The organism is Mameliella sp. LZ-28 (assembly GCF_012274245.1).
GTDB lineage: Bacteria > Pseudomonadota > Alphaproteobacteria > Rhodobacterales > Rhodobacteraceae > Antarctobacter > Antarctobacter albus.
The window spans coordinates 279368-297289 of the sequence record NZ_JAANYX010000022.1 but is presented as its reverse complement, the minus strand read 5'-3'; the positions used below and the strand labels follow the sequence as shown (position 1 = coordinate 297289).

General features: G+C 65.9%; 18 protein-coding genes and 2 pseudogenes. 18 read left to right on the top strand and 2 right to left on the bottom strand.

What is annotated here, in order from left to right; genetic code table 11:
• Positions 1-38 precede the first annotated feature (38 nt).
• From G9Q80_RS13930 to G9Q80_RS28580, 10 genes and pseudogenes are all read left to right on the top strand, one after another.
• The gene (locus tag G9Q80_RS13930; protein ID WP_074622219.1) at positions 39-1010 is read left to right on the top strand and encodes an AAA family ATPase; all 972 of its coding nucleotides are present in this window, start codon (positions 39-41) and stop codon (positions 1008-1010) included.
• Complete coding sequence (locus G9Q80_RS13925; RefSeq protein ID WP_088714361.1) at positions 1010-1852, top strand: DUF58 domain-containing protein; 843 nt, start codon at positions 1010-1012, stop codon at positions 1850-1852. Before G9Q80_RS13930 ends, G9Q80_RS13925 begins: the two co-directional genes overlap by 1 nt.
• Positions 1849-2220, top strand: coding sequence for a hypothetical protein (locus tag G9Q80_RS13920; RefSeq protein ID WP_074622217.1), 372 nt, complete (start codon positions 1849-1851; stop codon positions 2218-2220). Before G9Q80_RS13925 ends, G9Q80_RS13920 begins: the two co-directional genes overlap by 4 nt.
• A complete protein-coding gene (locus G9Q80_RS13915) occupies positions 2217-3173 on the top strand; it encodes a VWA domain-containing protein (protein ID WP_088714360.1) in 957 nt (318 codons plus the stop codon). The genes G9Q80_RS13920 and G9Q80_RS13915 overlap by 4 nt, the downstream gene beginning before the upstream one ends.
• The gene (locus G9Q80_RS13910) at positions 3170-4105 is read left to right on the top strand and encodes a vWA domain-containing protein (RefSeq protein WP_069210704.1); all 936 of its coding nucleotides are present in this window, start codon (positions 3170-3172) and stop codon (positions 4103-4105) included. The genes G9Q80_RS13915 and G9Q80_RS13910 overlap by 4 nt, the downstream gene beginning before the upstream one ends.
• Positions 4102-4755 (top strand): hypothetical protein, encoded by a 654-nt coding sequence (locus G9Q80_RS13905; RefSeq protein ID WP_088714359.1) that lies wholly within the window; start codon positions 4102-4104, stop codon positions 4753-4755. Before G9Q80_RS13910 ends, G9Q80_RS13905 begins: the two co-directional genes overlap by 4 nt.
• The gene (locus G9Q80_RS13900; RefSeq protein ID WP_088714358.1) at positions 4749-5942 is read left to right on the top strand and encodes a BatD family protein; all 1194 of its coding nucleotides are present in this window, start codon (positions 4749-4751) and stop codon (positions 5940-5942) included. The genes G9Q80_RS13905 and G9Q80_RS13900 overlap by 7 nt, the downstream gene beginning before the upstream one ends.
• Positions 5943-6155: 213 nt before the next feature.
• Positions 6156-6359, top strand: coding sequence for a hypothetical protein (locus G9Q80_RS27895; RefSeq protein ID WP_198549958.1), 204 nt, complete (start codon positions 6156-6158; stop codon positions 6357-6359).
• Positions 6360-6383: 24 nt separating this feature from the next.
• Positions 6384-6635, top strand: a pseudogene (locus tag G9Q80_RS28760) (aldolase/citrate lyase family protein); the annotation flags it as partial.
• Positions 6539-6943 (top strand): aldolase/citrate lyase family protein, encoded by a 405-nt coding sequence (locus tag G9Q80_RS28580; protein WP_416045621.1) that lies wholly within the window; start codon positions 6539-6541, stop codon positions 6941-6943. The pseudogene G9Q80_RS28760 and the gene G9Q80_RS28580, both read left to right, overlap by 97 nt.
• 215 nt (positions 6944-7158) lie before the next feature.
• Here the strand turns inward: G9Q80_RS28580 and G9Q80_RS13890 are convergent, their stop codons facing one another.
• Positions 7159-7863 (bottom strand): aldehyde dehydrogenase family protein, encoded by a 705-nt coding sequence (locus G9Q80_RS13890; RefSeq protein WP_157903790.1) that lies wholly within the window; start codon positions 7861-7863, stop codon positions 7159-7161.
• On the opposite strand from G9Q80_RS13890, the gene G9Q80_RS13885 reads away from it, so the two are divergent.
• From G9Q80_RS13885 to G9Q80_RS13860, 6 genes and pseudogenes are all read left to right on the top strand, one after another.
• Entirely contained in the window at positions 7856-8155 is a 300-nt protein-coding gene (locus tag G9Q80_RS13885; protein WP_133066366.1) for a hypothetical protein, read from the top strand. The genes G9Q80_RS13890 and G9Q80_RS13885 overlap by 8 nt on opposite strands.
• Before the next feature lie 252 nt (positions 8156-8407).
• Positions 8408-8657 (top strand): annotated as a pseudogene (locus G9Q80_RS28755) (transposase); the annotation flags it as partial.
• Positions 8658-8924: 267 nt separating this feature from the next.
• The gene (locus tag G9Q80_RS13875) at positions 8925-9428 is read left to right on the top strand and encodes an Lrp/AsnC family transcriptional regulator (RefSeq protein WP_043136915.1); all 504 of its coding nucleotides are present in this window, start codon (positions 8925-8927) and stop codon (positions 9426-9428) included.
• Positions 9429-9568: 140 nt separating this feature from the next.
• Positions 9569-10708: a glycine cleavage T C-terminal barrel domain-containing protein gene (locus G9Q80_RS13870; RefSeq protein ID WP_043136917.1), complete on the top strand. Its 1140-nt coding sequence runs from the start codon at positions 9569-9571 to the stop codon at positions 10706-10708.
• 163 nt (positions 10709-10871) lie between these two features.
• Positions 10872-12272, top strand: a complete 1401-nt coding sequence (locus G9Q80_RS13865; protein WP_074622210.1) for a selenium-binding protein SBP56-related protein — start codon at positions 10872-10874, stop codon at positions 12270-12272.
• Between the two features lie 2 nt (positions 12273-12274).
• Complete coding sequence (locus G9Q80_RS13860; protein ID WP_088714355.1) at positions 12275-12937, top strand: hypothetical protein; 663 nt, start codon at positions 12275-12277, stop codon at positions 12935-12937.
• A gap of 79 nt (positions 12938-13016) precedes the next feature.
• On the opposite strand, the gene G9Q80_RS13855 is transcribed toward G9Q80_RS13860, so the two are convergent.
• Positions 13017-13907, bottom strand: a complete 891-nt coding sequence (locus G9Q80_RS13855) for a LysR family transcriptional regulator (protein WP_043136925.1) — start codon at positions 13905-13907, stop codon at positions 13017-13019.
• A 99-nt stretch (positions 13908-14006) separates the two neighbouring features.
• Between G9Q80_RS13855 and G9Q80_RS13850 the strand changes: the two genes are divergently transcribed.
• Positions 14007-15566, top strand: a complete 1560-nt coding sequence (locus G9Q80_RS13850) for a proton-conducting transporter transmembrane domain-containing protein (protein ID WP_088714354.1) — start codon at positions 14007-14009, stop codon at positions 15564-15566.
• Positions 15563-17920 (top strand): YbcC family protein, encoded by a 2358-nt coding sequence (locus G9Q80_RS13845; protein ID WP_088714353.1) that lies wholly within the window; start codon positions 15563-15565, stop codon positions 17918-17920. The genes G9Q80_RS13850 and G9Q80_RS13845 overlap by 4 nt, the downstream gene beginning before the upstream one ends.
• Positions 17921-17922: the final 2 nt, after the last annotated feature.

Here is a 17922-nt window from a genome sequence, read left to right as displayed (position 1 = left end):
TCCGTGATCCTATGGACCCGGCGGATAGGGAGGTCCGAATGGAGGATATCGCAGCGGTTGCAGCCGCGCCGGCCAAGGCGCTGGCGGCGCAGATGGAGGCCGGGCTGGTCGGGCATGCAGCACTGGTCGAACGGTTGATGATTGCCCTGCTGACCGGGGGACATGTTCTGATCGAAGGCGCCCCCGGTCTGGCCAAGACCCGCTCTGTCCGTCGGCTGGCCGATGGCGTCGAAGGCAGTTTCGCCCGTATCCAGTGCACACCCGACCTGATGCCATCGGATGTAACCGGGACACAGGTTTACCGGCAAGACAGCGGCCAAATGGCCTTTCTGCCCGGCCCGGTCTTTCACAACCTCGTCCTTGTGGACGAGATAAACCGGGCACCGCCCAAGGTGCAGTCTGCGCTGCTTGAGGCGATGGGCGAGACGCAGGTCACCGCCGGTGGCGAAACCCGCAGCCTGCCGGACCCCTTCATGGTGGTCGCCACCCAGAACCCGCTGGAACAGGAAGGCACCTTCCCCCTCCCCGAGGCCCAGCTTGACCGTTTTCTGATGCATGTGATGCTCGACTTGCCGGGCGAGGCGGACGAGCTGGCGATCCTCGATCTCGTCGAGGCAGAACGGCGCGCCCATGTCGGGCCGCAGGCCGCCACGCTCGATCACGACGCACTTGCCACGATGAAGGAGGAGGTCCTTCAGGTGCATCTGTCGCCGGCGCTGCGCAACTACATGGTGGCGCTGGTCATGGCGACGCGGCGACAAACCGAGGCCATCGACGTGACCGACCGCATCCGCCACGCGGTCAGCCCGCGCGGCACGCTTGCACTGGCCTCGGCGGCACGGGCGCGGGCCTGGCTGCACGGGCGTGACTATGCCGTGCCAGAGGATGTGATGGCCCTGGCCCCGGATGTGCTCTGTCATCGGATGGCACCGACATGGCGCGCACAGGCCGCGGGCGAGACGTCGCGGACGATCTTTGCCGAGATCCTTGCCGCGGTGGCGCCGCTGTGATGCTGCCCGATGCATCCGGCGCGGAGGTTTCTCTTGATCGACTGATCGCGCTCGCGTCTCTCGCCGAGAACGGCACCGCAGGTGGTCTGTCGCAGGGGCTGAGCGGCGGCCTGTCCGGTCCGCGCCGCGGCGATGGCGGGGATCTCTTCGATCTCCGGCCCTTTCAGGACGGCGACGACCTGCGCCGCATCGACCCGGCGGCCAGCGCCCGCAGCGGGAGGCCACAGGTGCGCAGCCGGCATGAAGAGGTGGAACGCAGCCTGCTATTGGTGGTCGATTTCCGGGCACCGATGCTCTGGGGCACGCGGGGGCGGTTCCGTTCAGTTGCGGCTGCCGAAGCCCTGGCGCTTGACGGCTGGCGTGCCTGCCTGTCCCGGGCACGGGTCGGCGCCGCGATCCTGCGCGACCGCACCTTCGAAATGCTGCCACCGCGCCCGCGCGAGGCCGCGATGTTGCGCATCAGCGGGGCTTTTGCCCGGGCGCATGCCGCCGCGCTGGAGACCCCCGGCAAGGCCCATGACAACCTTGCGGTCATGCTCGACGGCGTCGCCGCCCGGGTCGCGCCAGGTACGGTCGTTCTGCTCGCCACCGGGCTGGACGATCCCGGCGCCGATTTCGGGCCGGCAACGGCGGCCCTGACGCGGAAATGCCCGCTTGACGTCCTGCTGGTGCAGGATGCAGTCGAGATCGCGCCTCCCCGGGGCCGCTTTGCGGCGCGGATCGGCGCACGCATATCCCGTGGACGGTTTGGCCGTTCGGCCTCGCCCGCCCTGCTTGCACGTCACGGCATTCCGGCCCGCATCCTGCGGGCCGCCGATCCGGTCGAGGCCGGGATGGCATGACACCCGAAGAGCTTGTTCCGCGCCTGGCCGGGATCCGTATCCCGGAAAGCTTTGCCCGCTTTGGCTGGCAGGATGCGCTGGCGGCCGTGGCCTTGGGATTGCTTGCCGGGCTGCTATTGTCGGCACTGCTGCGCGGCCTGACCGCGCGGCGCCTCAGCCCCCGGGACACTGCCCGCGCCGCGATCGCCCGACTGGCATCCTGTGAAACCGAGGTCCGCATCGCCGGCCTGGCCGCGCTTTTGCGGGCCAATGGCGGGACGCTCCCCAAGGAAATGCAGGAAGCGCTTTACAATCCGCGCGCCCCTGTCGACCCCGCCGCGCTCGAGGCCGTGGTCATCGCGGCCGCAAGGCGGAGGCAGCGACGATGAGCCTTGCCGCGCCCTGGGTCCTTGTCCTGCTACCCCTGCCCTTGCTCCTGTTGCGCCTGTTGCCAGGACAGGCGCGGCAGCATGGCGCGCTGGCCCTGCCGCCGGCCATCGCGGCAGCCTTTCACCCCGTGGATGCCGCCCCGGCACGGCGCCATGCACGGGGCACCATCCTGTTCCTGGCCTGGATTGCCCTGGTTCTGGCCCTGTCCGGGCCAAGGGCAGAGCGCACCCTGGGCGTGATACCGGCGTCGGGCCGCGACATCGTCCTGGTGCTGGACCTGTCGGGGTCCATGCAAAAGGAGGATTTCGACCTGGACGGCCAAAGGGTGTCACGCCTCGCGGCGGTTCAGGAGGTCGGTGCCCGCTTCATCCGGGGCCGGGCCGGTGATCGCGTGGGTCTCGTCGTCTTTGGCGACCGGGCCTATGTGGCCGCCGCGCTCACACATGATGTGTCTGCCGTCGCACATCAGGTAGAGACCGCGCAGATCGGTGTCTCGGGCAAGGCCACGGCCATTGCCGACGGGCTGGGCCTTGCGATCCGGCGGCTACGGTCGCGTGATGCGGAAAGCCGGGTCATCGTCCTGCTGTCCGATGGCCAGGACACCACCGGAGTCGTCGATCCAGTTGCCGCGGCGGCAACCGCGTCCCGGCTCGGCATCGGTATCTATACAATCGCCCTTGGCCCGGCGGATCTCGAAACCGCCCCCCGCGCGCGCGACGCGGTGGACAGCGAAACGCTGCGCAGGATCGCCGAAGCCGCAAAAGGGCAGGCCTTCCGCGTGCGCTCCACCGCAGACCTGCTGGCTGTGACCGAGGCCATCGACCGCCTGGAACCCAGCCTTGCGGATGCGCCACCGATCCGTAGCTGGCACGAATTCTGGCCCTGGTGCGCCGCCGCTGGCTTCGCTCTTCTCGGTGTGTCGCTTGTCCTTCAGGCGCGCGAGACGGCATGAGCAGTGCGCTGGACATCCTATGGCTGCGTCCGCTCTGGCTGTTCGCCGTTCCAGCTGCCCTGATTGCCGGTGCGGTGATCGCCTGGCGGTCTCATGGCCTCGGGCGATGGCAAACCGTGACCGACCCCGCACTCCTGTCCGCGATGCGCAGGTTGGGCCATGTGACCGAAACACGGCGTGACCCGGCGCCCTGGTGCCTCGCGCTGTCGGCGGCTCTTGTCGCGGCAGGGCTGGCCGGCCCGGCCACGCCGGATCCCGACGTGCCGCGCCTGCGCAACTTGGACGCGGTGACCATCCTTCTCGACCTGTCGCAATCGGTAACCCGCGGAGGTGGGTTCGACGATGCGCAGGCAGCCGTGTCCCGCCTGATCGACACCCAGGGCACGCGCCCGATCGCGTTGGGCGTCTATTCGGGCGAGAGTTTTCTTGTCAGCGTGCCGACCGAGGACGCCGCCGCGCTGAAAACGGTTGTTGCCGTTGCCGATGCCCAAACCATGCCCGTGGCAGGCAGCCGGCCCGACCGTGCACTGGCAATGGCGCGGCAAGTTCTGACAGATGCCGGGGCGGCCCATCCGGACGTTGTCCTGGTCTCGGATGGCGGCGGCACCGGCCCGGAGGCCCGTGATCTCGCGCGGCAGATGGCGGCGGACGGGATGCGTGTTTCGGCGGTCTTTGTCGCGCCCGTGGCGCCCCCCTATGGCATGCCCCCGGCACGGAGGGACGGGCTGGAGGCCTTGACCGTGGCCGGAGCTGGCATCACCGTTGACGCGACGGACACCCGGCGGCTGGAAGCCCTGCTGGCCCGTCGTCAAGGCACGGCGGCCACGGATCGCGCGTTGCGAAACCTGCACTATGCAGATCAGGGGCGCTGGTTCGTCCTGCTGGCGCTATTTCCGTTGGCGCCCCTCTTTAGGAGGAGACGCAGGACATGAGCCGTTTCACGCTGTTCATCCTTGGGGTCGCCCTGGCCTGCGCGGCTACCGCCGGACCGGAGGCCTGGGCCAAGCTGATCTGGCGGGCCGGGTTTCCCCAGCTTGCCGTGCCACTCATCCAGGATCCCGCCGCGCGCGCCGCCGCGCTCTATGATGCGGGCCGCTACGCGGACGCCGACAGTGCCTTTGCCGCCATTGGCCGCAGTGCCACCTACAATCGCGGTCTCACGCTGGCCGCGACAGGCGATTTCGCCCTGTCCGTCGCCTATTTCGATGCAGTCCTGTTTGCCGACCGCTACGACGCCGACGCACAGCATAACCGTCGCGTCGTCCTGGACCTCGTCGACCCCGTCATCGGCGAGGCCAGGGGCCACGGTCGGATCGAAACCATCCTTTCGGAGGCGGGGATAGAAACCGCGGCCTTTGACCCCGACGATCCCTCGCAGCCCATCCAGGCCGCAGAGCGCGATCCCGCGCGCGCCAGCCTCAAGCGCCCGGTGACCGGCGACCGGACGGCGGCAGCCGACGACAGCTGGCTCGACACGCTGGCCGATGCGCCGGGTGAATACCTGAAGGGACGCCTTGCGGCCGAAATGGACCGTCGCCGCGCTGCAGGTGAGGCCCACCGCGAGGAGGCCGACCGATGGTGAGATGCCTGGCCCTGCTGCTGATCCTTGCCTGCCCCCTGTCCGCGCAGGAGGACGCGCTGCGTCTGGAACTGGTGCTCGATCCGCGTGAGACGGCCCCCGTACAAGGCGAGATGATCCTGGCCACGATCCGCGGCGTCTATCGCAGGAACATCACCAACGAAGAGTTGAAGCTGCGGCCGATGACCGATTTTGATTGGACCCGTCTGGGCCAGGACAGCTGGACGGATCAGCGCATTGACGGCCTCGTGGCCAAGGTGTTCGAGCGTCGCATCGCGCTCTACCCCCGGCGGGCGGGCGCGCTCGAAGTGTTGCCCATCGCGCATGAGTTGCAGCTTATCGACAAGCAGGGGCATCGCGACACCGTGCTTGTCCGGACAGCGCCGGTTCGGATCGACGTGGCCGAGAAACCCGCCGGGGCGGGCGATGACTGGCTGCCCGTTCGGGCGCTGGAACTGTCGGACAGCTGGGACGCGGATGCGGCCCGGCTCGAAGACGGTCAAAGCGTGAAACGCCGCGTGGTGCTGCGCGCCCTGGGCGCCACGCCGGAAATGATGCCGCACCAGCCGCCACTGCGCGAACCCTGGCTGATCACCTTCTCGCCCCCGGCGGAACGCGACTTTCAGGTGACAGAGGCAGGCCCGGTCACCACACTGGTCTGGACCTGGAGCCTGCGGCCCATCACCGGCGAACCCGGTGTTCTGCCAGAGGTCACGATCCCCTATTTCGATACGGCGCTCAGGCAAGCACGTACGGTCACACTCCCCGCCACCCCCATCGGTTATGCAAGTTTTTCCGCCAACGCCGCCTCTGGATGGCGCAAGGACCTGGGCATCGGTCAACCACATCTTGCGATCGCTGTGATAGCTTTTCTTGTGGTCCTGGTCCCGACGTTGCGGGGGCGCGCCGGGGCTTCGGGTTTGTTTGGGCGCTGGCGCAGCCGGTGGCGACTGCGATCGGACCTGCACAAGCTGAGGCGCCATGCGGCAAAGGGGGAAACTGCTCTCTTCCGGACACGCGCGCAACGCCTGCTGGAGACGGAGCCTACTGCCTTGGAGAGGGTATTGCGCCCGGTCGATGCCGCGCTTTTCGGGGCCGGGAAAGATCGGTCCGATGTCGATCTGCGATCGGTCCTTGACGATGTCGAACGCCAGGTGCGCGGAAACTCATCGCGCCGGGGCGGTCGGTGACACGAAACACGACCCTCAATCCGCCCCTCCGATGCCGTCCGTCCGGTCTAGGCCGGCTTCCTTCGGAAACCGCCCGGACCATATAACTCTGCGTTATTCCCGGACTGCAGAGCACAAACGCGCAGGTTGTCCGGCAGTCGGCAGTGGCTCATCAGGGATCTGGACCGAGCAAGGACACTGTCCTCGGCCCGATTGGCGATGAAGGAGGACCACATGCCCGACAACCAATTCGAAATCAGAAACCCACTGCGCGAAAAGATGGCCTCGGGCAAACTGGCTGTCGGCATGATCTCGCGGCTGGTGCGCGGTGTCGAGATCGTGGCAATCGCCAAGACCGCCAAGTTCGATTGCCTCTTCATCGACCTGGAATACAGCGGCTTCTCAAATGAGACCGTCACCCAGCTCTGCATCGCCTGAAACCTTGGCGGCATCACGCCCTTGGTGAGGGTCGGAACTCTCGACAGCTTTGCCATTACTCAGGCAATGGATTGCGGTGCCCAAGGGGGGGTCGTTCCGGAAACCGAGACGGCGGAAGATGCCCGCAGCGCAGTTGCAGCGGCAAAGTACCCACCGCTCGACCGGCGCTCGATCATGCCCTGCCTGCCCCAGCCCATGTTTCGCCCTGCCCCGCCCGTCGACGCAATGAAGGCCGTCAACGCCGCGGCGATGGTCATCTCCATGATCGAAGGCCCAAGGGCCCTCGTTGCGTTGAGGAGATCGCGGCAGTGGATGGCCTCGATATGCTGCTCGTCGGTGCCAATGACCTGTCGAACACTCTGGGTCTGCCCGGCCAGCTCGATCAGCCGGACGTCAAGGCAGGCTTCCAAAGAGTGGCCGACGCCTGCAAGGCCAACAACATCTATTTCGGTGTCGGCGGCATGGGTCATCACCCGGAGCTGGCCAAGGAGATGATCGCAATGGGTGCGCGCTATGCAACCGCCGGGGAGGACGTGACCTTCATGACGAAGGCCGCGATTGCGAACGCCCTGAAATTCGACTGATCGCCGCTTATGTGCGCGCCGATGTCAAAGCGTCCAGCTCCCGACGGCCCCTTCCGCCAGATCGGCAACCATCGACTTCGGCGCGTGCTGGAGTCGGTCCGGCAGATCGATGTGGACTTCTTCTTTCGGGATACACGGCCAGAGGCGTGGGAGCCGCATCTTGAGTGGCTGGGCGACGGAATCGACCCGGACACCTGGACACTTCGGATGCCCATTCAGGGGTTTCTTGTGGAAACGCCGACCCAAAACATCCTCGTCGATACATGCGTCGGCGCCCACATGCCCCTGCCGCAACGGCCTGAATGGAATGACCAGGACCACGATACCTTTCTGGCTGCTCTTGCGTCGCACGGCTTGGGCCCCGACGATATCGATATGGTCCTGTGCACGCCCAGCGGCAGCCCGATCTCGAGCAGTATCTCTGCAAGGTAAAGCACGGTGAGAGAGGCTTCGGTGGCAGGCTTGAGCACCGTTGTGCACCCCGTGGCAGTGGCAGCGCCGACGATCCACCAGACCGAGGTGAGCGAGCCGTTCCAAGGGATAATGCCGCCGATCATCCCCACGGGTGCCTTCAACGTCATCATGGTCACGTCTCCGGGCAGACCGTTCTCCGACGTCTCACCCCGAATACTCAGGGCCAAGGCCGCGAAGAACTGGATCATTCGCAAGGCGCCCTGCTTGGTAGCGCGGGTCTTGGAGATCGGGGCACCCATGTCGACCGTTTCGATCTCGGCCAGTTCGTCGAAGCGCCGCTCCAGAAGATCGTAGGCCCGGATGAGCAGAGCTTGCCGCTGGTAGGGTGACCATCCTCGCCATTCGCCTTCGAAAGCCCGGCGTGCAGCATTTACGACAGCGTCTACATCCGCGGCACCACCCGAGGCAAGGTCACCCAGCGCCGTGCCGGTTGAAGGATTGACCACCCCAATCGCCCCGGCGTCGGCTGGCGCGACAGAAACGCCTGCACCGGCGCGCTCAGGCTATGAAGTGGGGCCATCATTCCGAGTTTTCCTCCGGGACCTGTCAGGAATTTGCGGATCAATCGACCAGGAAGACGCCTTTGCCCATCTTCTGCTGATCAAACTGGCGGTAAGCGTCTTCGGCCTGGTCGGTTCGGAACTCATGCGTGAAGAACGCATCGACATCGATACCCCGCTCCATGACGAAGTCGGCGCACCCCGCCTGAAGGTTCTTCGAAAAGGTCAGCGCGCATAAGGCCGCTTTCTTTCGCAGGCCTCATGGCAAGACACGGGCCGATGACGGGCGAGGATTGAGCGGAGTTATCTTCAACAATCGCAAAGGCTTGCGCTGAATAAATGGTGAGCGCCGGGCCGCCATTGGTTCAAGGCCGGCACAAACGCCGCCTATGGTCCGCATAAGACGCTCTACAGACGGTGAGCGAAAAAGCGATCTTCGCGCGGATGCTGGCCGGGTTGGCGGTGAACACGACAAAGAGAAGACCGTGATGATCGTGGCTATGACGCTGCCTGGTTCAGAGAAGCGTTGCAGGACAAAGGGATACGCGCCTGTATCCCGGGCCGAAAGAAACGCAAGACACCGGTGAAGCGACACGCGCCGATACAAGCGGCACAATCGCATCGAAATCATGTTCGGCAGTCTCAAGGACTGGAGGCCTGTGGCAACCCGCCATGACCGGTGCCCGAGGCTCTTCCTTATGGCCATCGCCCTCGCGGCAGGCGTCATCTCCTGGTTGTGAATCCTGAACCTAAACCCTGAAACTGTAAGGAAACGCTCGCCGTTTTCGGGGCGGCACAGGCCTGCAGAACCTTGGCTGACAGCCTCCAGTCCTCACACACGACACTCCCAACCCTGGGTCCGACCTCACAGGGCGCCTGCGCCGCGACCGGGACAGTTTGCGTCGCAATGTTGCGGCCCGGCCGGTCGGACAAGCTATATCCTGTTGTGAGGGTCGATGCGGACGCAACCGCATGGTCCGTTGCGACAAAGCGAGAGTGCCTCATCGGTGAAAAAGCTGAGCCTAGATGCCACGGATATCCGCATCCTGAGCGCCGTCCAGCAGCATGGGCAGCTGAGCAAGACACGTCTGTCGGAGATCGTGAACATCTCTCCCACGCCCTGCTGGGCACGGCTCGACCGGCTCAAGGCCGCGGGATACATCCGTGGCTACCATGCGGACATCGCGCTCGACCGGCTGTGCGATGTCACGCAGGTGATCGTGACAGTCTCTCTCACCCATCATCGCAAGACCGATTTCGAACGGTTCGAGGCCTGGGTCGCCCGCCACGACGAAATCACCGAGTGCATCGCGACCGGCGGCGGCATGGACTATGTGATGAAGACCGTCTGCACGACGCTGGCCGCCTTCCAGGACCTGATGCAGGACATGCAGGACGCCGAACTGGGCGTCGACCGCTACATGACCTACATCGCGACCCGCGTGGTCAAGGCCGGCCGCCCGAATGTCGCCGCACTGACCCGTCCGCAGCCACGCGACCGAACGGTCTGACACGGGCCGGAAATAAAGCCCGAACAGACCGGAGGTGCCCCGTCTTTTGGTCTGCAGGCCGGTGGCTTTCGCCCCTAGATAAGCGCCATCATCAACCATGCTCCGGGCCGCCAGCCCGGAGGCAGACAAGGGCGCACGCAATGCACGCAGACGAGTTCGGCTTTGGCACGCAGATCCGCAAATCCCCCTATTTCGACGCCACGGTGCGCTGGGGGGCAAAGGGTTTCTCCGTCTACAACCACATGTATATCCCGCGCGACTTCGGCGATCCGGAACAGAACTTCTGGAACCTCGTGAACGACGCGATCCTGTGTGACGTGGCCGTGGAACGGCAGGTGGAAATCACCGGTCCGGATGCCGCGAAATTCGTCCAGATGCTGACCCCGCGCGACCTGTCGAAGATGGCCGTGGGCCAGTGCAAATACGTCCTGATCACCAACGCACAAGGCGGCATCCTGAACGATCCGATCCTGCTGCGCCTGGCCGAGAACCACTTCTGGATCTCGCTGGCGGACAGCGACATCCTGCTGTGGGCGCAGGGTGTCGCGGTGCATTCGGGGCTGGATGTGCAGATCTGCGAACCCGATGTCTCGCCCCTGCAATTGCAGGGCCCCAAGTCGGGCGAGATCATGCGGGCCCTCTTCGGCGACGGCATCATGGACCTGAAGTACTACTGGCTGCGCGAAATGGACCTGGACGGCATCCCGCTGATCGTCTCGCGCACCGGCTGGTCCAGCGAACTGGGCTACGAGCTGTACCTGCGCGACGGCAGCAAAGGCGATGCCCTGTGGGAGCGGATCATGGCCGCCGGCCTCGAATTCGGACTGAAGCCCGGACATACCTCCTCGATCCGCCGGATCGAAGGCGGGATGCTGTCCTATCACGCCGATGCCGACATCCACACCAACCCCTTCGAGCTGGGCCTCGACCGGCTTGTCGACCTCGAGATGGAGGCGGATTTCATCGGCAAGGCCGCGCTGAAACGCATCCGCGACGAGGGCGTCAAGCGACTGCAGGTCGGGCTGGTCATCGACGCCGACCCGCTGCGGGGACCGAACACCACCTTCTGGCAGATCAACAAGGCCGGAGCGGACATCGGCAAAGTCACTTCGGCAGTCTACTCACCTCGGCTGGAGCGGAATATCGCGCTGGCGATGGTCGCCACCGAACATGCCCACCTCGGGATGCAGGTCGAAGTCGTCCTGCCCTCCGGCCCCTGTGTTGCAACCGTGGTAGAACGCCCCTTCTTCGACCCGAAAAAGGCGCTGGCAGCGGCATGAGGTGGCTGGGCGCCGGATGGCGCCCTGCACAAGGCAAGTTCCCGCCGGGGCCGGACAACCGCCCCCGGCAAATTCCTTCGGCGACTCTGCAATTTATGGCAGAGTGGAAGCCTGCATTCAGAGGACGCGCATAACGATCAGAAATTCAATGGGAGGAGAGACCATGAACCTGAGACCGGACCCGACATTCCACGCGACCCCCAGGCTGGCGATGGAGGCGCCGGCCGAGACGCTGGCCTTCACCCTGATGCTGTCGCCCGACGGCAGCCAGCCCGATGGCCTGGCGGTGGTGGACGTAGACCCGAAGTCCAAGACCTATGGCGAGATCGTCCACAAGCTGATCATGCCGAACAAGGGCGACGAATTTCACCATTTCGGCTGGAACGCCTGTTCCTCGTCCCTGTCGCCGCTCTCGGGCCACGCGTTCCTTGAACGACGCTACCTGATCATCCCGGGCATCCGGTCGTCACGCATCTACGTCATCGACGTGAAAGAGCCGTTGAAGGCCAAGATTCACAAGATCATCGAACCCGAAGAGGTTCTGGCCAAGACCGGCTATTCGCGGCCCCATACCATCCACTGCGGCCCCGAAGGCATCTATGTCAGCACCTTGGGAGGCGGTGGCGCGGACGGCACCGACGGCCCTCCGGGCATCTTCATCATGGATTGTGAAACCTTCGAGATCCTGGGCCGCTACGAAATGGACCGGGGCAAGCAGGAAAAGCACTACGATTTCTGGTGGAACCTACCACGCGACTACATGGTCAGCAGCGAATGGGGCCTGCCGCCGCAGTTCGAAAACGGGCTGGTGGCAGAGGACCTTCTGTCGAACAAGTATGGCCACCAGATCCATTTCTGGAACCTGCGGCAGCGCAAGAACGTGCAGACCATCGACCTGGGCGAAAACCACCAGATGGCGCTGGAGATCCGGCCCGCCCATGACCCGGCCAAGGATTACGGGTTCTGCGGCGTCGTGGTGGACACGACAAACCTGCAAGGATCGATCTTCACCTGGTGGCAAAAGGACGACGGCACCTTCGAGGCGAAAAAGACCCTCACCATCGACCCGCGCCCGGAAAAGGCGGAAAATCTGCCCCCGCTGCTGCAAGGCTTCGAGGCGGTGCCGCCCCTGGTGACGGATATCGACCTGAGCCTGGACGACAAGTACCTTTATGTCGCTTGCTGGGGCCTGGGCGAGATGCACCAGTACGATGTCTCGGACCCGATGAACCCGACGCTGGCCGGCAAGGTCGAGATCGGAGGCATCGCGCGCGGCACGGCGCATCCCAACGGCAAACCCTTTGCCTACGGGCCGCAGATGGTCGAGATCAGCCGCGACGGCAAGCGCGTCTACTGGACCAACTCGCTCTATTCCACCTGGGACGACCAGTTCTATCCGGGTGCGAAGGGCGGACAGATGGTCATGGCGCATGTGGGCGAAAACGGCGGCCTGACCCTGGCCGAGGATTTCTACGTGGATTTCCCTGACGGCTATCGCAGTCACCAGATCCGCCTCGAAGGCGGGGACTGTTCGACCGACAGCTTCTGCTATCCCTCCGCCTGAGAATGGACGGACCGACCACCACAACGGCCCTCTGGGGGGCCGTTGTCGCGTCTGGACTATACCACGGGGTCAATCCGGGGATGGGGTGGCCTCTGGCTGTTTCCGCCGCGTTGATGGATCGCAGCCGGCGCAGCCTGTGGCGGGCATTGGGCGCCTTGGCACTGGGGCATTTGTTGGCCATCGTGGCGATCCTGTTGCCCTTCGGCGCGTTGCTTTTCCTGGCCGAATGGCAGCGGAACATCCAGATCGGCGCCGCCTTCCTGGTGATTGGGCTGGGGGTCTACCTGCTGATCAGCCCGCGCCATCCGCGTTTCCTGGCCCGCGTGCCCCCGTCGCGGCTGGCGCTGTGGTCATTTCTTGCGGCGTTGGCGCATGGCGCCGGGCTGATGCTGGTGCCAATCTACCTTGGGATCTGCCGCAGCGTCGAAACCGATACCGGCCATGCTGCGGCGGCGGACCTGATGACGGGCAATACTGGCGTGGCGGTGCTGGTTGCCCTGTCGCACACGGTTGCCATGTCCCTTGCGGGCGGCGCCTTTGCTTTCGCGGTCTATCGCTGGCTTGGCCTGAAGGCGCTGTCGCGAAGCTGGTTCAATCTGGACAAGGTCTGGGCCCTCAGCCTTGTGCTGGTCGGGGGAATTTCCCTGCTAACCCTGCACGGCTGACGTTTCATGGCCCTACGTCGCAAGCACCCTACGCCGGCAAAGGGGCCAAGCGTTCGCCCCCTCCCCTGAAACACGGGATTCAACCCGCTGAGCCATTCTCGGCCCCATCGGCCGGCGCGATCAGCCGTGCGACAAGCGGATGTGGAAAGGTGCGCGGCGCCGTGACCGCGTAAAAACTCTCGACGATGTCGAGTTCAAACGGGGCGCTGACCAGAAGGCCCTGCGCCAGTTCGTCAGCCAGGACAACGGCGGGTGTGATGGCCAGTCCCACGTCGTCGCGGGCCAGCAGCCGGACCATCGCCATGTCATCGACGACAGCCGCGATCCGGGGGGTGACGCCAAGCCGGGCAACCAGGCTGTCAAATCCCGTCCGGATCGAACTTTCGGTCGGCAAGATCACCGGTTCCGCAGACAGAAGCCCGGCCAGCGTCCCGTGACCAAGCCGCCGCGCGGTGCCGTGAATCGCCACGGGCTGTTCGTCGATGCGATGTGCCACGAGGTCCGGAAAGGTGTCGCGCGGCGGCGGGTCCGTCAACAAGACGACATCAAGCGCCAGATCCTCCAGCGCTCGCAACAGCCCCTGGCTGTTGCCGGACGACAGGACCAGGTCGGCGCCCGTCTCGGACAGGATCGGGCGAAGGAACTGCAACTGGAAATTGCGGGACAGGGTCGACAGGGCCCCGACGCGCAAGGGAGCCTTTACCCGGCCGGTCCCGGTCATCGTCGCGACGAGGTCTTCCCCGACATCGAAGATGCGCTCGGCATGGTCCAGTGCGATGCGTCCCGCCTCTGTCAGAATCATTGCGCGGCTGGTGCGTTCAAAAAGGGCGTGCCCGAACCGATCCTCCAGCTGTCGGATCTGGGTGGACAGGGCGGATTGCGACAGGTTCAACCGGGCCGCCGCATGGGTCAGGTTTCCTTCCCGCGCGACGGCCTGAAAGTAGTGCAGATGACGATAGTTCAGGCGCATAGCGTTCTGATTAATCGAACGATGTGATCCAAACAATATAATTTTTATTACGGCGTCAGCCGTCTAGATCGACCGCCGACACAGTTTCGGAGGTCCACGATGAGCTACCTGCTATTACTCTCGCCACTTTCGCTGGCGGCCGCCGCGCTTGCGATGGCCCTTTTTCCGCCTGCCCGCGCGCATTGGCGCCTGCGCCTGCCCGAGATTGCCGCCCTGGTAAGCCTGGGGCTTGCTGTTCTGGCGGCCATTGGCCTTGCGCTGTCGGGCCCCGGCACGACCCTGCTCCTTGGTCTTGGAGGTGTAGGTCTGTCGGCGCGCGTCGACATCGTCAGCGTGGCGATGACCCTGACCGTTGCCTTCGTCGGATGGATCGTCCTGCGCTTCTCGCGCGTGGCACTGGACGGCGAAGCGCGGCAACCCGCCTTCATGGGCTGGATGGCCGCGACCGTGGCCTGCGTCCTGCTGCTGGTTAGCGCGGGCAACGTCGTGCAACTGGTCGTCGGCTGGGTTGCGATCGGGATCACGCTGCACCGCTTGTTGCTGTTCTATCCAGAGCGCCCGCGCGCCCGGCGCGCCGCCCGCAAGAAGGCGACCAGCGGCCTGGTTTCCAGCGCCGCGCTGATCGCGGCCGCTGCCTTGATCGTGGCCAGCTTCGGCACTTCGGACATTGCGACGATCAACGCCGCCGCCCGCGCTGGTGAAGGCACCGGGCCTCTCTGGTTGGCGGCCTTGTTCCTGGCCGCCGCGGCCATCCTGAAATCCGCGTTGCTGCCGACACACGGCTGGCTGACAGAGGTCATGGAGGCGCCGACACCCGTGTCCGCCCTGCTGCATGCGGGTGTCGTGAATGCGGGCGGGTTCCTCTTGATCCGTTTTGCAGATGTGCTGCTGGCGGTGCCCGGGGTGCTGGCCTTCCTGGCCCTTGTCGGTGGTTTCAGCGCGCTGATCGGGGCCGCCGTCGCCCTGACCCAACCCGCCGCCAAGACCGCGCTGGCCTGGTCCACCTGCGCCCAGATGGGATTCATGGTGCTGCAATGCGGGCTTGCGCTCTTCCCGCTGGCATTGCTGCACATCGTGGCGCATTCGCTCTACAAGGCCCACGCCTTCCTGGCCTCGGGCGGTGCCGTGCGCGAGGTGGCCTCGATCCGCCGCCCCGGCCCGGTCGCCGTGCCCGGTCTTGGCGCCGTGACACGCGCGTTCGGCCTTGCGCTTGTGCTCTACCTCCTGGTCGGGCTGGCCTTCGGGATCATGTCGAAACCGCCGCAGACGGTGGCCCTTGGCGCGATCCTGATCTTTGGCGTGGTCTACCTGATGGCCCAGGGCCTGGCCGATCTGGCCCCCCGTGCCCTGACTTGGCGCACCGCCGCCATGTCCGTCACTGCGACTGTCGCCTATTTTGCGCTGCAACATGGCGCCACCTGGCTTTCGGTCGGCACCCTGCCCGCCCCACCCGCCCCCGACGGCCTGGTCTGGGCGACGATCGTCCTGGCCCTGGCAAGCTTTGCACTGGCCGCCGTGGCGCAGACGACCTTTCCGCTCTGGGCCGGGCATCCCGCCACGGCGGGACTGCGCGTGCACCTGATGAACGGCCTTTACCTCAACGCGGTGTCCGACCGGCTGTCCGGCCGCTGGACGCCCAAGCCCGGAGCGACCCAATGAACGCCCATGTCACCTGGCCCGGCCAAACCCTCGCACTCTTTGCCGCCGCAGAAGAGGCAATCCGGCAAATCCCCCCGGCCTTCCCCCTGGAGGCGACAGTGGCCGTCAACCCCTGGCTGGGACAAGCCAAAGAGGACCGCAGGACAGCAGCCGCAAGGCTGGCCCGTGTCGGCGGCGGCCGGATGTTCCTGCCCAGCGAGACCGTGGCCGCGATGATCGACGCGGGTGAGGTCACGGCAGAGGACCTGCGGGCCGCAGAGGCCGCTCACGGGATGGCTGCCGGCACTTTGCAACGGGCAACCCGGCAGGCGACGGCGAAAGTCGCCGTTCTTCCTGCTCTGGCGGACCTGGCGCAGGACCACAGCGGGGTCGACTGGCCTGCCTTCGTCGAGGATCGGATCGGTCTTTGGGCAGCGGCGCATTTCGATCGCGGTCAGGCCTTCTGGCCTGCGCCAGAGGGCAGAGCATGGACATCGTGGCGGACTTTCGCCAGCCGGGACCTGACCCCCGAACTGGCCGGGCTGCCGGGCTTTGCCGCGCGTATCGCGGCGATGCCCACCGATGCACGAGCGGCCTTTGCCGACGCCTGCCTGGCGTTGAACCTGACGCAGGAGGCGGCCCCGGTCTATTTCCACAGGCTGCTGGTGACGCTTGGGGGGTGGGCGCAATATGCACGTCATCTTGGCTGGACCGCCGAGCGCGACGGCGGACGGGACGAGACGCTCTTCGATCTGCTGACAATCCGCCTCACCTGGGAGGTTGCCTTGCTCGAGCAGGCCTCCGCACCGCGGTCGACCGCCTGGGACCAAGCATTGCAGGACTATGCCCGGCCTCTTGTCATCGACGATGACACGGCGCTGGACGCTGCCCTGCAAGAGGCCGTGGACCGAGCAGCGGAACGCCGTCTTGGCAACACGCTTTCGGGACAAACCGTGGCAGATCCCGACGCACGGCCCGCGATCCAGGCGGCCTTTTGTATCGACGTGCGGTCCGAACGCCTGCGCAGGGCGCTGGAGGCCTCGGACCCCGGGCTGCGAACCATCGGCTTTGCGGGCTTCTTTGGCCTTGCAGTCAGGCATCACGCCCATGCCTCCGACATTGTCGAGGCCCGGTCTCCGATCCTGCTGTCCCCCGGCGTCACCAGTGCGACCAGCGGCGACGACATCGGTACCCGCGTCCGCTTGCGGGCGGTCAGGGCCTGGGGCCGGTTCAAGCGTGCGGCGGTATCTGCCTTTGCCTTCGTCGAAGCGGCGGGCCCGCTGTATGTCGGCAAGTTGCTGCGGGACAGCCTGGGTCGCGGAACCCTGCCCCCGGTCGATCCGGCCCCGCACCTTGACCTGCCCTTGCCCGTGCGCATCGACATGGCCGAAAAGACCCTCAAGGCCATGTCGCTGACGTCGGGATTTGCGCGGCTGGTGTTGATCTGCGGGCATGGCGCCACGATCACCAATGCGCCCCACGCCAGCGCCCTGCAATGTGGTGCCTGTGGCGGCCATGCGGGCGACGTGAACGCCCGGCTGGTGGCCTTGCTGCTCAACGATGCCGCCGTCCGCGCGGGCCTGCAGGAGCGGGGGATCGAAATCCCGGAGGACACCCGGTTCGTCGCCGGGCTGCACGACACGGTATCCGACGAGGTCCGGCTGTTCGAAGACGGACTCCCCGCCGCCACCAGAGAAGACCTGGACCGGCTGAATGTCGCCTTGTCACGCGCCGCTGCCCTGGCGCGGGCAGAGCGCGCGGCCTCGTTGCCGCGAGGCAAGGCCGAAACCCTTGCGACGCGGGGCCATGACTGGTCGGAACTGCGCCCCGAATGGGGGTTGGCCGGATGCAGGGCTTTCGTGGCGGCCCCGCGCGCGCGCACCGCAGGGCGCGACCTGGACGGGTCCACCTTCCTGCATGACTACGACTGGCACCAGGATCCCGAGGCCGAGACGCTGGAACTGATCCTGAGCGCGCCCGTGGTGGTCGCAAGCTGGATCGCGCTGCAATACAGCGGCTCGGCGGTCGCGCCCGAGACATTCGGCGCCGGCAACAAGCTGTTGCACAACGTGGTCGGCGGGATCGGCGTGCTGGAAGGCAACGGCGGCGCATTGCGTGTCGGGCTGCCCTGGCAATCGGTGCACGACGGCACCAGGTTGCGCCATGTGCCGAGCCGGCTGGTCGTTGCCGTCGAAGCCCCCGAGGCCATGATCGGCCAGGTCCTGCAGCGGCAACCGGATGTCCGCGCGCTGTTCGACAACGGGTGGCTGACCCTTGTCAGCATCGACGGAGAGACAGGACTCTGCCGGCGCTACGACCGCGGGGCCTGGATTGCCGGCGCCTCGTCCTTGACCTCCGTTGCCATCGCGGCTTGACG

Bases quoted from the DNA above. Each gene is read 5' to 3' on its own strand.
- G9Q80_RS13855 (WP_043136925.1), bottom strand. From the start codon at position 13,907: ATGCGCCTGAACTATCGTCATCTGCACTACTTTCAGGCCGTCGCGCGG.
- G9Q80_RS13865 (WP_074622210.1), top strand. From the start codon at position 10,872: ATGAACCTGAGACCGGACCCGACATTCCACGCGACCCCCAGGCTGGCG.
- G9Q80_RS13925 (WP_088714361.1), top strand. From the start codon at position 1,010: ATGCTGCCCGATGCATCCGGCGCGGAGGTTTCTCTTGATCGACTGATC.
- G9Q80_RS13930 (WP_074622219.1), top strand. From the start codon at position 39: ATGGAGGATATCGCAGCGGTTGCAGCCGCGCCGGCCAAGGCGCTGGCG.
- G9Q80_RS13845 (WP_088714353.1), top strand. From the start codon at position 15,563: ATGAACGCCCATGTCACCTGGCCCGGCCAAACCCTCGCACTCTTTGCC.
- G9Q80_RS13905 (WP_088714359.1), top strand. From the start codon at position 4,102: ATGAGCCGTTTCACGCTGTTCATCCTTGGGGTCGCCCTGGCCTGCGCG.
- G9Q80_RS13860 (WP_088714355.1), top strand. From the start codon at position 12,275: ATGGACGGACCGACCACCACAACGGCCCTCTGGGGGGCCGTTGTCGCG.
- G9Q80_RS13900 (WP_088714358.1), top strand. From the start codon at position 4,749: ATGGTGAGATGCCTGGCCCTGCTGCTGATCCTTGCCTGCCCCCTGTCC.
- G9Q80_RS13870 (WP_043136917.1), top strand. From the start codon at position 9,569: ATGCACGCAGACGAGTTCGGCTTTGGCACGCAGATCCGCAAATCCCCC.
- G9Q80_RS13850 (WP_088714354.1), top strand. From the start codon at position 14,007: ATGAGCTACCTGCTATTACTCTCGCCACTTTCGCTGGCGGCCGCCGCG.
- G9Q80_RS27895 (WP_198549958.1), top strand. From the start codon at position 6,156: ATGCCCGACAACCAATTCGAAATCAGAAACCCACTGCGCGAAAAGATG.
- G9Q80_RS13910 (WP_069210704.1), top strand. From the start codon at position 3,170: ATGAGCAGTGCGCTGGACATCCTATGGCTGCGTCCGCTCTGGCTGTTC.
- G9Q80_RS13920 (WP_074622217.1), top strand. From the start codon at position 1,849: ATGACACCCGAAGAGCTTGTTCCGCGCCTGGCCGGGATCCGTATCCCG.
- G9Q80_RS13915 (WP_088714360.1), top strand. From the start codon at position 2,217: ATGAGCCTTGCCGCGCCCTGGGTCCTTGTCCTGCTACCCCTGCCCTTG.